This window comes from Vibrio sp. Y29_XK_CS5 (assembly GCF_024181835.1).
In the GTDB taxonomy this organism is placed as follows: domain Bacteria; phylum Pseudomonadota; class Gammaproteobacteria; order Enterobacterales; family Vibrionaceae; genus Vibrio; species Vibrio harveyi.
In genome coordinates, this window is sequence record NZ_JAMZAM010000001.1 from 715,117 (window position 1) to 730,794 (window position 15,678).

The 15,678-nt window shown below is 45.4% G+C and carries 10 protein-coding genes; 4 read left to right on the top strand and 6 right to left on the bottom strand.

The genetic code is table 11. The features are described from left to right. The first annotated feature begins 59 nt into the window (after positions 1–59). The gene (locus tag NL647_RS03185; protein ID WP_005449432.1) at positions 60–1,487 is read left to right on the top strand and encodes a sugar porter family MFS transporter; all 1,428 of its coding nucleotides are present in this window, start codon (positions 60–62) and stop codon (positions 1,485–1,487) included. Between the two features lie 91 nt (positions 1,488–1,578). Here NL647_RS03185 and NL647_RS03190 read toward each other — a convergent pair whose 3' ends face one another. Next, entirely contained in the window at positions 1,579–2,799 is a 1,221-nt protein-coding gene (locus tag NL647_RS03190) for an ROK family transcriptional regulator (protein ID WP_253649616.1), read from the bottom strand. A gap of 150 nt (positions 2,800–2,949) precedes the next feature. Between NL647_RS03190 and NL647_RS03195 the strand changes: the two genes are divergently transcribed. After that, entirely contained in the window at positions 2,950–3,822 is an 873-nt protein-coding gene (locus NL647_RS03195) for an aldose 1-epimerase (protein WP_253649617.1), read from the top strand. 103 nt (positions 3,823–3,925) lie between these two features. Here NL647_RS03195 and NL647_RS03200 read toward each other — a convergent pair whose 3' ends face one another. From NL647_RS03200 to NL647_RS03220, 5 genes are read right to left on the bottom strand one after another with little or no spacing between them, the layout of a single operon-like run. After that, positions 3,926–5,128, bottom strand: coding sequence for a type III PLP-dependent enzyme (locus NL647_RS03200; RefSeq protein ID WP_253649618.1), 1,203 nt, complete (start codon positions 5,126–5,128; stop codon positions 3,926–3,928). Further along, complete coding sequence (locus NL647_RS03205; RefSeq protein WP_061066348.1) at positions 5,121–6,947, bottom strand: IucA/IucC family siderophore biosynthesis protein; 1,827 nt, start codon at positions 6,945–6,947, stop codon at positions 5,121–5,123. Before NL647_RS03205 ends, NL647_RS03200 begins: the two co-directional genes overlap by 8 nt. Then, positions 6,919–8,118, bottom strand: a complete 1,200-nt coding sequence (locus NL647_RS03210; protein ID WP_053050966.1) for an MFS transporter — start codon at positions 8,116–8,118, stop codon at positions 6,919–6,921. The genes NL647_RS03205 and NL647_RS03210 overlap by 29 nt, the downstream gene beginning before the upstream one ends. Positions 8,119–8,124: 6 nt before the next feature. Then, positions 8,125–9,936: an IucA/IucC family protein gene (locus NL647_RS03215; RefSeq protein ID WP_253649619.1), complete on the bottom strand. Its 1,812-nt coding sequence runs from the start codon at positions 9,934–9,936 to the stop codon at positions 8,125–8,127. Further along, entirely contained in the window at positions 9,933–11,147 is a 1,215-nt protein-coding gene (locus NL647_RS03220; RefSeq protein WP_253649620.1) for an acetyl-CoA carboxylase biotin carboxylase subunit family protein, read from the bottom strand. The genes NL647_RS03215 and NL647_RS03220 overlap by 4 nt, the downstream gene beginning before the upstream one ends. Positions 11,148–11,388: 241 nt before the next feature. Here NL647_RS03220 and NL647_RS03225 point away from each other — a divergent pair, with 241 nt between their 5' ends. Both NL647_RS03225 and NL647_RS03230 read left to right on the top strand, forming a co-directional pair. Further along, on the top strand, positions 11,389–13,425 hold the full coding sequence (locus NL647_RS03225) for a TonB-dependent siderophore receptor (protein ID WP_188014255.1): 2,037 nt from the start codon (positions 11,389–11,391) through the stop codon (positions 13,423–13,425). A 121-nt stretch (positions 13,426–13,546) separates the two neighbouring features. Beyond that, a complete protein-coding gene (locus tag NL647_RS03230; protein ID WP_253649621.1) occupies positions 13,547–15,667 on the top strand; it encodes a TonB-dependent siderophore receptor in 2,121 nt (706 codons plus the stop codon). The last annotated feature ends 11 nt before the right edge of the window (positions 15,668–15,678 follow it).

The following is a 15,678-nucleotide window of genomic DNA, read 5'->3' on the forward strand; positions in this document are numbered from 1 at the left end:
ACCTGGGGTGACTCTAAAACAATAACTTTAATAGATATGTACCTCTACAAGGATTTACTATGCGTAAAACAAGCGATCAACTCAATATGAGAAACATATGGCTCATCAGTCTGGTGGCCGCCTGTGGTGGATTATTATTTGGTTATGATTGGGTCGTAATTGGTGGTGCCAAACCATTCTATGAGGCTTATTTCAACATTACGAATGCGTCATTGTCTGGATGGGCAATGAGCTCAGCGTTAATCGGCTGTATGGTTGGGGCATTTATTGCCGGTACCGTGTCTGACAAATATGGGCGTAAACGTCCGTTAATTTTAGCGGCACTGTTATTTGTTATTTCTGCATGGGGAACGGCCGCTGCCGATAGTTTTAATGCGTTTGTGGTGTTCCGAATTATAGGTGGCGTTGGTATTGGCTTAGCGTCAGCATTGTCACCGATGTACATTGCTGAAATTGCACCTGCTGATAAACGAGGGAAATTTGTCGCGATAAACCAACTGACCATCGTTATTGGTGTACTTGCTGCTCAAATCATTAACTTATTGATTGCGGAGCCTGTTGCTTCCAATGCAGCGCAAGCGGATATTTTGCAATCATGGAATGGTCAAATGGGTTGGCGTTACATGTTTGGCGCCGAACTTGTGCCTGCATTTGCGTTTTTACTGCTCATGTTTGTTGTGCCTGAATCTCCACGTTGGTTAGTAAAAATGGGCATGGTAGACAAAGCGAAAGCTACATTACTGCGTATTGGTAGCGAAAGTTATGCGTCTCGCACTGTGCAAGAGATCGAAAGTACCTTGTCTGCAGAAACTCGTTCACTTCCGTTTAGTGCGTTGTTTAAGCCAGATGTGAAGCCAATTTTGGTGATCGGTGTTGTTCTTGCTGCTTTCCAGCAGTGGTGTGGTATCAACGTCATCTTTAACTATGCACAGGAAATCTTTGCCTCTGCAGGCTTTGATATCAACGATACCTTGAAGTCGATCGTTGCAACAGGATTGATCAATCTCGTGTTCACCATTTTGGCGATTCCTTTTGTTGATAAAATTGGTCGACGTAAGTTGATGATTATCGGGTCGGCTGGCTTGACGGTGATTTATGGTTTGATGTCAGCCGCATATGCCTATGGAATGCTTGGTTTGCCGGTATTGATGCTCGTCCTTATCGCGATTTCTATCTATGCTTTGACGTTGGCACCAGTGACTTGGGTTCTTCTTTCTGAAATGTTCCCGAATAAGGTTCGTGGCACCGCGATGTCGGTCAGCACGTTGGCACTTTGGGTCGCGTGTTTCGCACTCACTTATACGTTCCCACTGCTTAATGCGGGGTTAGGTGCTTCAGGTTCCTTCCTACTTTACGGTGTTATTTGTGCCTGTGGTTTTGTGTTCATTTACAAACGCGTTCCAGAAACGAAAGGGCGCTCTTTGGAAGAACTGGAAAAAATCCTTGTTACTCGTGAAGCTGCGGTAGGTAAAGAGGTGAACGCATAACTCACTCAGTGCTTTCTATTGAGTGAAAATAACAGAGTAAGCTTCAAGAAGGTCGCTATTAAGGTGACCTTCTTGAAGCTTAAATTGGGAGTTACGTATAGAGGTTATCTAACTCTTGCTCAACCCATAGGTAGCTCATCCCGACTATTCGCTCAATTTGTGTTAAATGCCCGAACGAGACTACGGTGAGATCTTGTTTACGAGCATTCTCGTCTTCGAATGGATTAATGAGTGTTTGTTGTGTGATTGTCTTTAACCAACATTCACCTAGAGCACAAGTGTTTCCATACAAGATGATTTTGTTGATGTTGAGTGTGATAAGAAAGTTATAGAGAGATTGTCCAAGAATTGTGGCTGCGTGCATTGCAACTTCCTGTGCAATTGGGTCGTCGTTTTGATACAGCTTAACAAAATCATCGAATACAAAGTCATCGATACGTACAAGCTTGGATGTGTTTTCCTGACGGGAAAGGTATTGCTTACAAAGCGCTGTGGAACTGGCTTCCGTCTCTAAGCAGCCTTCTCGACCACAGCCACAAATGATGCCGTTATTCGCGACTTTAATGTGACCAATCTGCCCACTGCCAAACATCTTTCCTCGGTATATGTCATTGTGGATCAAGAAAGAAGAACCGATACCGTAATCAACGTTGAGTACGCAAAAATCTTCACCATGATGCCCGTCTAACCACTTTTCAGCTAAGGCTAGCATGACGCAATCATTGTCGACTAGGACCTCAACGAGCAAGCGTTGCTCAAGAAGATATTTTAGCTCGATAGGTTGTGTCCAAGGAGCTTGCGGCATTCGCATGGAAGATCCTACATGAGTATCCACTTGCCCGTGTACGGCAATAGAGAGTCGATAACTAGTATTTGGCTTGGACTGACGGCAAGCAACAATAGCCGTCACGATATCCTCAATTAGTTCGTCAGGTGTTTGTGGGGTAATGGCTTGATCAATAAAGTCCGAAGAGGGCGTCATTTCATTATCGACCATTACCGCTTGGATACGGGTAGGAGAAACACTCATGCACACGGTGTAAGGGCGATCACTTGATACTTTGTACAAGCCGCCAAAGTTACCCTTTGTCGCTTTGGATACACTGAAGTTTTCTGCTCGACCTTGCTCAACTAAAGCATCAACAATCTTACTAATAGCAGGAATGCTAAGTTGTGTTTCACGAGCTAACTCTGATTTGGTCATGCCTTTGCTTTTATACAGCAATGCCATCACAAGGCGACAGTTGTAGTGTCGAACTTTTTGATTATTCAACCCCTTATGGGCGCCAGATTGAAATGGTTTGTTAGGCATTGTTCGAACATGGCTCTTGGATGGTTTAACGTAGAAGGCGCTAACTAAATTCTGTTTAGTTATCTCTGTGACTTTGTTATCAGTTGTTGAATATCTAACTGCATAAAGTAGCTATAAACAAACATATCATAATGAAGTGAAGGTTTATCGATGGCTACTCACACTCTGAATAATGGCAAGTTGAAGTTGGTCGTGAATGAGGCTGGAGGGTGCGTTGATTCATTTCAGCATATTAACGGATTCACCTTTGATGTGTTGAGAGCCAGAGTCAATACTTCCAACGGCTTTGCCGGAGATTCAAGTATGTTTCCCATGCTGCCAATGGCGAATCGTATTCGCGGAAATCAATTTGTTTGGCGTGGGCATAAAGTCGTGCTGCCGGTTAGTCGTGCCATCGATGATATGTTTTTCTTGCATGGAAATGGATGGATTTCTGATTGGGGATTACTGACCAAAAACGCAGGTGATGACTTTTTGGAATTAGAGTTAACGTCAAGTATCGACGGCGTATGTGAATACCATGCCAAACAGTCTTATCAACTGTGTGATGACACCCTTATTGTTACCATGGTTCTGACCAACCTTGGGGATGATGCTTTTCCTTTCGGGGCTGGCTTCCATCCATTTTTCTCAGTTCAGCAAGATACACTTGTAGAGTTCCCGGCGATAGGTTTTTGGTTTGAAGATAAGCAGAATCTTCCTGATCGTTTCGTTAGGCAAATACCTTCAGATTACAACTTCAATAGCGAAAAAACAGTGCCCGATTTATGGATCAATAATGGATATCAGATGAGTGATAGCGGAGTTAGGGCGATGCTAAGGCACAAAAATGGCGTGTCGGTATTAGTGTCGAGCCCTTGTCGTTACCTGCAAGTTTATAAGCCCTCGGGTGAAAGCAACTTCCTTTGCCTTGAGCCTCAAAGTCATTATGTTGATGCGCATAACTTTGGTTGTGAAAGCCTGAGCGTTTTATCGCCGCAAGAAAGTATGCAAATCAGTATGTGTATACGAGTTGTGACATGAACTTGATGAGAAATGTGCCATAAAAAATCGGTATGAAAGCCCCTAGCGATAGGGGCTTATTCTGTGGAACCATTTATTCTGCGGAACTATTTGATAGCGAGTGTTAGAAATAGTGGAATAGTGGAGGTTCGTGCATTAAGAAGTTTTGATGAGAGATGTTCCAAGCATAGGCGCCAGCAAGCGTGAACACGACATAATCTCCAATATCGAGGTGAGTAATGTTTTGATTTCTAGCAAGAACGTCTTTTGGCGTACAAAGTTGACCGACGAATGTCGCGTGTGAGTGCGTAATCGGCTTTGATATGACTTTGGGTTTATTACTCGCTAAAATCGCAAATGGATGATCGTGACTTTGTGCCGCAGGGGTGCGGAAGTGATGTGTACCACCACGCGCAATGACAAAGTTCTCGCCTAAGTTTTGCTTGATGTCTAACACTTCCATAACGTAATAGCCGCATGGTGCAGAGATGTAACGTCCGCATTCAAATCGCAGTTTCCAATCTTGAACTTGTTCTTTCGCGATCAAAAACTCTAACTTGTCGCAAAATTCAATCCAAGGGAAGTGCTGCTCATCATTTTGGTAGTTAATGCCCATACCTCCGCCAAGGTTGATCATTACTTCATCCAGCTCAAATTGTGTTTGCCAAGCTTTAACGACTTGGAAGTAACGTTGCATTAATGCTAGGTGACGATCTACCTCGAGTTGATGAGACATTAAATGGAAGTGGAAACCTTTTAGGTGCACGTTTGGAAAATCACGCAGCAGAGTGAGTGCGTTACTTAACTCGCTTTCATCCAATCCAAAAGGCGTGGGTTTCCCACCCATGGCGAGTTTGCTTAAGGTGATATCGCCAATATCGATGTTCATTCGTAGAAAAATCGAGGCAGAACGGTTCAGCTTTTCTGTTAATGCACCAATGCGATGCAATTCAGTGAGGCTTTCGACATGAATTGCATCTACGTTGAGCTCAATCGCTTGCTTAAGTTCGCTTGGCATTTTGCCCGGACCACCGAAGATCAAGGGCATATTGAGTTGCTGTTCGTGCAGATGAGCAAGCTCTCCGCCGGACGCAGCTTCGAAACCGTCGACATAAGGCGCGAGTGTTTTCAAGATTGGCTCTGATGGGTTGGCTTTCGCGGCATAAAACAGCTCAACATTCTTGGGTAGAACGTGTTTCATCTGTTTAATGTGTTGCTCCAGCGCCTTTAGGTCATAAAGGTAGGCACATAGTGGCTGCATGTGTTGCTCTGCCAATTGCAAAACTTCTTGTTGGACGTGCAACGGAAGCTGTGAAGAATTAAGCATGATTGGCTCCTTGGTGATTCGCCCATGGCACTGGAACTTGGGTGTAGTTGGATTCTTTATCCGCTCTTTGCATTAAGCGCGTAGTAAAGTTGTTTTTGCTCGGGAAACTGCCGCCGTTTATCAAGGATTCAAGCTCAGGTTGTTTGCCATTGACGGATTGCCAGCGAACAATTGCGCTTTTAACCGAGTTCCAAAGCGTTTTCTCAAGCGTTTGGTCTCCTTCCGCAATAAAGAAAATGGCTTCACTGATGTTGTTGATGAAGGTACAGTAACCAATACGATTCCAACCTTGCTCCCGGCTGTAATAAACCGATTGGCGAGCGCGTTCAGAAAGCTGGTTCAATGACTCCGGTGACCAGAATTCTGGAAGCAATTTGGTGCCTTCTAGATCGCGTATCCACACGCAGCAAGGCATGCCTTTTTCAAACCCAATGAGTGTGTTTTGCAAATGAGGCTCAAATGCGACGCCATGTTTAAAGTAGTAGTTGAATACGCCGGGAATTAAGCAGTGTAAGTAGCGCTCAAACCATAAAATCGCGATGTCGTGGTACGTTGTTTCTGATGCTTGTGCTTTGGTTTCTAATTGAGCAGCGATACAGCTGTCGCCATTGCGATCATAGGCAAATAGTGCTCCCGCTAACGTTGGTTCTAGTACATCAATTTCACACAAGGATAGGTTTTCTCGATATAGGATACCAAACGACTCTCGGGCTTTCGTCAGATCTTCTTTTTGCTCGGAATCAATCGATTCCAAGTTGATGGTGGTGGCAAAAGGTTCCGTCATCACTTTGAAAACCGGATTCTGTAACTGCTCACTTTCTTTTATCGGATGCAAAATCGAGCTCAATTGCACCGCACTATCGAGTTCATACCATGCGTTTTTACGGACACAGTTGGTCAAGCGGACGTTAATCGAGAACTTGGCGAACCATTCTGTTTCAGGGTGGTACATGGTACGCACCGATGATGTCGGCAGCATTTTTTCTCCGCCTAGCCCTAGTGGCGTCATTTTGCCTTGTTCAATCGCTCGTTGAACTAATGGGTTTTGCAAGATCGTGTAGCTCTCCCATGGATGGCAAGGGTAGAGGGTGGCGTCTCCAGAATGCGGCTTTTCTGGTGCCAATTGCTCAATCATCGACTTAGGAGTATGACGTTCATCCGAGCGAAGCACATCGAGCAATGTATTATCCACTTCAAACCAATATAGCGGGACGCTGGCTCCCACTTCTGGTGAGCATGCTAATAGATCATCCATACTCACGCCGGAACGGCTTTTTGGCGTTGGGTGGAAGGAGTGCCCCCAAAGCAATGACTGCTCTGAAGCGATAAAAGCATTGTGCTGTTGAGGTCTTGTGTTTGCGTTTAGAAATTGCTCCGTTACCAACAGGCTGTTTTCCATTTGAGCCACAAGCTCGTTGTTGAATGGAATCGCTAACACTTGTTTTAGATAGTTCAGTAACAGTGTCAGTGTTTGGATTGCATCTAATTTATGCCATCCAGAGCCCGGCATTTTGCTCCAGGGCATATCAATCAGTTTGACTTTACCAAGCTGACTCACGTACTCAGCAGGCAACAACAAAACACCGTTTTGATGGGGAAGATGAATGCCCACGCGCTGTTGTTGTGAATAGTTACGCTTCAATGTTTGTGGTAAAGATGTTGAACGGTACTGCCATTCAACTTGCTTGTTAGGGATCGCGTATTCGCGTAGATAGCAGTTGACGACGCCCGTTATGGTGTTGAGCTGAGCTTTTCTATTGTTGAGTTGTGCTTGGCTTTTCGCAAGCGTTTCACTTGGAGACAATGGCGTTTGTAACATGTTGATGCCCAAATTTAGAATGGATGATCAGTGCGATAAGAGTCAAAGCACTGACCAACGCAGAAAGGAGAAAAGGAACGTCGAGCGAATAGAAGCGGATAATAGAAGATGCGCTAAGACCTGCGGCAACTCCGCCCCATTTAGACATTGCATCAAAGCGAGAAAACACTTTGCCGCATTGTTGCCTATTAAGTCGGGTTGCAAGCGCTTGATGTAAACCTTGGTAACAGCAAACCATGCCACAGCCAAACACGATGCGAGCTACGATCAATAAGACTTCATGTTGAACGAGGTGCATGACGCAACTGAGAGAGAGTAAGGCAAAACCCAACCAAAGTGTACGTTGCTGCTGGTGGCGGTTGATCTTCTCTGAAAGTGCATGAATCTTGGTTGCAAACACAAGATAAACACCATGCGGAAGCGCATACAAGAAGCCGATCCATGCCGGATTCACGTTGCCGTATTGCTCAACATAAGGCGAGAAGTACGGGAAGGTCACTACCATAGCGAAAGCAAAGCTAAACTGAGCGCCAAAAACCCAATATAGAGCACGTAACGAGCAGTCCGACATAACATCAGATTTGTCTACAAGAGCGTCCGATTGGGGGGAAGGCGTTTCGGTTTGATCGACGGGTAGGGTAAGCGTGATCGCAAATGCCACAAGTGGCAATACGGCTAACCACAGGTATGCATTCAGCGGGTTGGATTCCGATAACGTCCATCCTAGCCCAATGGGTGCCACTATCAGAGCCAAACGAGCAGATAGTTGGGTTTTATTGAGCGTTTTACTCAGCGCTTTCGCATCTTCTATTTGGCTTGAAAGGTAGCTATTAGACGCTGCCATTGTTCCGCCAAACGTTCCTTGAATAATGAGACCAAACACAAACATGGGTAGCGTTGTTGCTAAGCCACACAGCATAAACCCCGCGGCGAGACCAACTTGAGCGCGCAGTAGAGAACGGCGTCTGCCGTATTGGTCGGCAAACTGCCCCCAAAAACGAGCGGCCATAGCAGTGCAGAAGGTAGGGAGAATAAACAAAACACCTGCCCAGTCTGCATTTATGTGGGCTCCAAAAGTGGGTAACACCGTCGGTAAGAACAACGGCATGCCTAACGCAGCAAATGCAGCGATAAAATGGCAAAGCAGTACGCTGTAGATGAGTTTGGTCATGATTAATTAGCTCACGCTCTGTTTAATGGCAGTGAGATAAGCATGTTGAGCGTCTTCGCTGGTTAACAACAAGAAGTTGGGCGCGGATAACCCATAATATTTGTTGATATCGCTTGCACCTGATGCTTCTTTGGAAAGTAGACTCCCTGAGCTCAACAAATATTTGGCGTACAAATCTGGGGAATCAAATAAGAGTTCGCGTGCCAATTTTGTTTCGTGACCTTGTGCGCCTAAGTAGTCGATATAATAAGCGAGGCTTCGTGCGACTACTGCGTACAAAGAGGCGCTTGAAGCAATCCCTTTCGCTGCCATTGCCTCTACAATCGCGGCAATATCCAGTTGTAGCGTAATCGTGGTAAACATCTGACCCAACGCGAGTTCATTATCGACCTTAATTCGTTGATCCAGTAGTTGATCGCACTGAACAGGGGAATGCTGTTCAAACGCTTTGAAACGATTTGGCCAGATACGAGCGGCGTCATTGTCCTTCATAGCTAACGTCATTTTGCCTTCTTTATTGAACGCAATGATGGCGTTTTGCTGATTGGATTCCAAAGCAATGCCATAACGCAACCAAAGAGTCAGATGCACTTTACATAACAGATCAACGTAGTCGGTAAACCAAGCCAATGTATCTTGCTGGTAGTATTGTTCAGCGAGATGCTCAAGGAATAAGCGACCATCAGGCATTGGACTGGCAAGGGCTGCAACAGGCACTAATGCTTGGTCTTCGCAGTGGTGAACAGGGTATTCGCGCACAATGTAAGCGAACGTTTTATCATCGCCAACGTGCCCACCATGCTTTTCGTTACAGTGGAAAAGCGTGCCACTTAGCTCACTATCACTTTGCTCTAAATGCGTTAACAAACGCTCAAACCAATGACCGTCATACAGTGTCGATGGTTTAATAAGACGAATGTTCTTAGTTCCTAATGAACGCATAATAAGTGGCACTTTTATATGAACATTCGGTGTTTGGTTCACTACCACAGTGCGCACCGATAAGGTTGGTGTCACCTCAAGAAAAGCGAGTGGCGCTTCAATCACGCCTTCAGGTAGTGACTCTAAACTGCGTAAAGTCAACGGGTGAGCAGGGAACAAGTCATGACTCAGTGAGAAGTCGGCAGGCAATCCAACTTGCTCCATTGTCGGCCAGCACTCAGGAGGCGCAGAGGTTAAGGTCACTAGTGATTTTTCAATGGCTAACCAACGCAAAGTAAAACTCTTGGCAAACTCCGGTGCATATTGCGCTAAGTCATTATCACTCAGTCCAAATTTTGCTCGAGCTGTCGGATAGTATGGATGATCCAAATATGAAGCGATTTGGTCTGCTTGTAACAGTTTACGTTCCCAACCATTGAGTTCCGATATTGGCTGCATCAATGCTGCTGAGTTTTGCTCGAGTGCTTTGTCACATAAGCCTTTATGCTTTTCCGCACATTCGAGTTCTTGTAGATATCCATCGAGTAACGAATGAGAGCTTTCGTGAGCACAAGCTTTTAATACTTCAATCCAATCGCGGTAATGTTGTTGTGATTCAACGGTTCCATTTTTCTCTACAAACCAGCAGGTTGGCGCATGGTGGTTAGTCACGCCGTAGACCCATCGCTGCATGTAATAAAAAGGCGTAACAGGTAAGTAAAGATTTAAATCTTGTGTTGAGAAGGCGAGCCAAGTTTGGTCTGCGCCATAAGCATTGATGTTCAATTTGTTGGGTAAAGCATTAATGAAAGCGCCTTGAGAAACTAAACCAAATAAATCTTCACGTAGACACGTATCGATTAAACGCTGGGTGAGATATAAAACGTTGTCGTTCATGCCGTTACCTCTTCGACTGGCACAAGGTTGAAAGTGGCGAGAGCCTGTTTGAGTGAAGGCTGCAATGACTGTCCGGATGGTGAGCTAATGGAAATCCTGGCTAGGTAGTCTTTGTTTGAATAGCTTTGTTGGATGTGCTCTCCAGCGGGCTTAAGAACCTGTTGTTGCGTAACAATATCGCCTTCTTGATGAATGAAAGATGTTGATGTACCTGCTATGGTTCCGCTCGTGTCGGCGACAACATAGTGCACTTGAGCGCTACCTTGGATAGTGAAGTCCAGTTCAAGTTTGTCGCCAAGATGCAGTTTTAAAATGGTGCTAAACCACTGATGATAGCTCAGGTTATTAAGTAGAAACTCGCGTCCATCTCCGATACTGCGATAATTGACCTCCACCAACACGGGACCGGAATCGGTGATAATAAATTCGCTATGGCACACGCCGAATCCGACACCAAAGACTTTCAACTGGCGGAGGCATTCGTCACGAAATTGGACGCTGTGAGTACCATTCCAACACGCCGCCATCTCGATAAAGTGCGGTGGGGCAGACAGTTCGACATCAAACCCACCAACGGCGAGTAAGTTATCGCCATCCCCTAATGTTTCTATTGTGATAAGCGGGCCCTGCAAAAACTCTTCAACCAAGACAGGAGTGGTTGGGTGTTTTTGCCAGAATGCATCGCAATAATCCCCAAGTGCGGCATCGGTGTCGCAGCGTTGAACATCCAAACTTGCAACGCCTTCCTTTGGCTTTGCGACGACAGGGAAATTGAGTGTCTTGCGAGGCGATGAGTCACCTTGATGCAGCAAGATACTTGGTGTGCTTGGCAATGATTTGTCATTGAGGACTTGGCGAGTTAGGTGCTTGTTCTTAGCTTTTAACGTCACAGTCCAGTCTTTAGCGGGCAAGTTAAAGAATTGAGCACAGATAGCCGTTGAAGTTTGCAAATGATCGCTGTTACTAAAAATAGCGCTAGGGTGTAATTCGTGCTCCGTGATGACCTCGATGAGTTCAAGTGGATTGAAAACATCACATTCTAGAATGTCATCGGGGGTGAACTGGTTATCTTCACTGGCCAACTTGAGATGGTTGAGCTTATGGTCAGTGATCAACACGACGTGAAGACCCATCGCTTTTGCTGCAGGTACGAAGCCGTGGGTGACTGCATCATTAACGACATGACTCACGATGATCATCGTTGATTTCATGGGACTTTCCTAATTTTTCTAACGTTGTTACTGCGTGCTCACAGCCGGCTTCCAATGCGTCTCTTTCGCGGCATTTTAGGGAAAGGTTTTATTATTATTCTGATTTTATTGATTATTTTGTTATTTCCCCAGTTACATGGGGCAAACAAATATAGATCATAATTTTTATATTGCAAACACAAATGATATTGGTTTACATTCGCACCTGTTGGCAATTTTATAAACTAACGGAATTAAAAAAATGGAAATGAAGTTGACCTTGTCCCCATTAGCGTTAGCTATAGGTGGAACGTTAACTGCAGTGGCAGTCGTGCCGAGTGTATCGGCATCAGAAAACGTTGAAGCGAATGAAACCGTACAAGTTGTTGGTCATAGGTACGAAGGTTACGCCGAGCACATGCCACAGTCAGGCACCAAAACGGACGTTGAATGGTTAGACGTTCCGCAAGCGGTATCGGTTGTGACTAAGACTGAAATGCAAGATCGCGGAGCAGTGCGCTTAGTTGACGCGCTAGATGGTGTCGCTGGTGTGAACAATACCTTAGGCGAGGGTAGCCGAGATCAGTTTGTGATTCGTGGATTCGACGCCCTTAATGATATGTATCGTGATGGAATGAGAGATGACGGTACATTGCAGTCCTACCGTAGTCTGGCAAACATTGAACGTGTCGAGGTGGTAAAAGGACCTGCTGGTGCGCTGTATGGCAGAGGCTCGGCGGGTGGCATCATTAATTTGGTGACCAAACGTGCTAATGGTGACAATTTCACGAATGTGAATGGCAGTGTTGGCAGTAACAATCAATTTGTTGGTCAGATTGATAGTTCTATGGCATTTAGCGACAAGGTCAATGGTCGTATTAACTTAGAGTATCGCCAAGCAGACTCTTACGTAAACCATGTCGATTCTAATGATTTCTTTATTGCACCGACGATTCGCGTATTGCCTGCTGATGGGCATACCATTGATTTTGATGTTGAATATGCCCATCAAGAGCTAGTTCCTTACCGAGGTGTGCCATCAAAAAACGGCAAGCCAGTTGACGTTTCAGAAAGCACGTTCTTTGGTGGAACCAATGACTACCAAGAATCGGACAGCCTTCGTATTGCAGTTAATTATGAATGGCGTTTAAACGATGAATGGGCTTGGACAAACCGTGCTTCATACAACCGCATTGAACTGGAACAAAAGGGCACTCGTCAAGGTGCTGTTGTGGGTGATGAAGTTTCTCAAACGGTGAACAATTTTGGCTACGACCCTCGCACAACAACGACTCTGCAATCTGAGTTAGTTTGGGAGACAGAATCCAACCAAATGATGATTGGCGCAGACTATAACCAGATCAATATTGATTTGACTTTAGCCAGTGACAAGACGCTGCCTCCAAAAAATATTTACAACCCTACAGTAGGACCAACGCCAAACCCTGGCTTTAAACCTTTCCGTGATAACACGACCACAACAGCGGGCATCTACATTCAAGATGTTTACACGTTTGGTGATCTTTCTGTGATTGGTAACGTGCGTTATGACTCAATGGATCTTGAGCAGCAAAAATCCGGGGCAGCGAAAGAAGATCTCGACGATAACAAAGTCAGCTACCGTGCTGGTTTGGTCTACCGAATTAACTATGACATGTCTGTGTACGCGAGTTTAGCGCGTTCATGGCAGTTACCTTACTCTGGTATTTACATCAATCCAAAACTGGCTGAATTTTTCCATACCGACCTGAAAGAAGTTGGCGCAAAAGCCTATCTATTAGACAACGCTCTGATGCTGAACGCTGCTGTGTTCCAAATCGACCAAGAACAACCGCAAACCAATATCGATGGTGATGTGATCAATAAGATTGAAGCTCGCCACCAGGGTATCGAATTGGAAGCGCGCGGTCAGATCACGCAGCAATGGGATATCTCAGTTGGTTATAGCTACCTTGATGCGGAAGACAAAGACACGGGTAAAAAACCAAATGACGTGTCTGACCATCTGTTCTCATTGTGGAGTACGTATCAGCTTGATGACAACTGGCGTTTAGGCGGTGGTGTTAAGTACGTAGGTGACCGCTACGCTGGTAACGATGAAGCGGTGGCACTTGGTGATTACACTACAGTGGATTTGATGGCTGCCTACACAACAGGCCGTCACAAAATCCAAGCAAACGCTTACAACGTGTTTGATGAGAAATACATCCTAGGTGCCACCAATGGCAAGTCTGGATTGAACCAGATTGGTTACGGTGCGCCAGCAGAATTCATGCTCAGCTATGGATACCGATTCTAATTATTTTCGAATTCTCGCTACTTGTTAGCGAGCTTTCTTACCTCGTTTTGAGGATTGTTAGCCCATAGGGTCAAAGCCACTTTTTTCTCTTTGACCCTTACTTCTCTTAAAGGAGACCCCCATGCTTTACCAAAATATGGATGGTAACCCCCAAGCTAAGCTGCGTTTAAGTGTGCTTGCGACCGCGATTGCTTCTGTCACCTCCATGAATGCATTTGCTGCCTCTGAACCTCAAACCACTACGATGGAGACGGTTGTTGTCACTGCGAGTGTTATCGGCAATTCAGCAATAGAAGATGTAAAAGAATACCCAGGAGCACGTACGGTCCTGACGAGTGAGCAAATCGAAAAGACGGCTGCTCATTCAATCGATTCAGCGCTGCAAAGTGTACCTGGTATTAAGGTGCAAGATGAAACTGGCACCGGTGTACTGCCTAACATTTCGGTTCGAGGCTTAAAAGCAAGTCGCAGTGGTCATGCTCAGTTCTTGATGGATGGTGTCCCTCTTACGCTGGCGCCATATGGTCACACCGGACAATCCATTTTCCCAGCAACGTTATCCATGATTGATCGCATCGATATTGTACGTGGTGGTGCGGCTGTTCAATATGGTCCAAACAACGTGGGTGGCGTCATTAACTTGGTGACTAAACCGATTCCAAACACTTGGCAGACTGAAATAAGTAACCGCTTAACTGTGTTTGAAGGCGGCGATACGCCACTGAACGACTTCTATTTAAGAACGGGGGGGTGGTTAACGGATACGTTTGCAATTCAATTAGAAGGTAATTTTTTAAAAGGCGAAAGCTTCAGAGAGCATTCTGATACAGACGTAAAAAACTTCCAAGTTAAAGCAAACTGGTTGTTGAGCGACACTCAAGAGTTGCAAGCATTCATTCAAAGGTATGATGCGGACACACAAATGCCCGGTGCCTTGTCGCCAGACGATTATAAAAAAGATCGCAACCAATCTAAGCGTCCTTACGATGAATATCAGGGGAAATCAACGCGTTGGAGTTTGAAATACATTCAAGACTTAAACATTGCGGACAGTGCAGAGCTGCAAGTTCAAGCCTTTGGTCATAACTCTGAGCGTTTCTTCCAGTGGGGCTTTAATGGCGCAGGTGGTCACTGGGCAGATCCAGCTTTGCCTTCAACTGACGTGCGTACTTCTCCACGAGAGTTCAAAGTATATGGAGTAGAACCTAAGCTCGCGATGCACTTTGGCGAAGGCAGTGCGGTGACGCAAAACTGGATCGTTGGTGCTCGCTATGTAAATGAAGACATCGACTACAAGCTGACTCAAACTCCAATTGCTGGCGGTGCGACGAAAGTACCTCGTGATTGGCATTTGGATACCGATGCGTTTGCTGGTTATATTAGCAATGAAGTAGGTCTGTTTAATGATGCGTTAAAAGTAACTCCGGGCATTCGCTACGAGTCTGTCGACATGACGTTTGATGACTTAGGAAAAGCACAGAGTACAGATAACAAAGTGACGGAATGGCTACCGGGTCTAACGGTCGCGTATAACCTGACTGAGCAATGGGTTGGTTATGCAAACGTTCAGAAATCGTTGCGCGCACCTCAAATTGCATACATTCGAGGTTTAGGTAAAGAGGGCAGTGAGCTTGCGTGGAACTACGAGTTGGGTGCTCGTTATACACATGATTCAACCAGCTTTAACGCTGCTTTGTACCGCATTGACTTTAAAGACCAACTACAATGGCAAAGTGCAACCCAAACCTTTGAAAACATTGGTAAGACGCTTCACCAAGGTATTGAGCTATCGGCTCGTTACGTTCCTGAATCCGTACAAGCACTTAGCCTAGGTGCAAGCTACAACTACTTAGACGCAACGCTAGAAGAAGAGGGCGCCAACAAGGGCAATCAACTGCCTTATACGTCAAAACATCAGCTTAGCTGGGATGCTACCTACGCGTTCTCAAAAGTAGATACAACACTATCTGGCTACTATTTCAGTGACGCATATTCTGACAACGCAAATACGAGTGACGAAGACGCGACAGGTGCGAAGGGTAAAGTACCGGCTTACATGGTTTGGAACTTCAATCTTGGTACTGATCTGTACAAGGATGACAAGGGTAAGCTACGTATGAATGTTGCCGTGAACAACTTGTTTGATGAGGACTACTATTTCCGAGGTATTGATACCAGCCCTGTTGGTCGATACCCGGCGCCGGGACGTTCTTACACTTTGGATCTGAATTACCAGTTCTAACTCGTTATTGT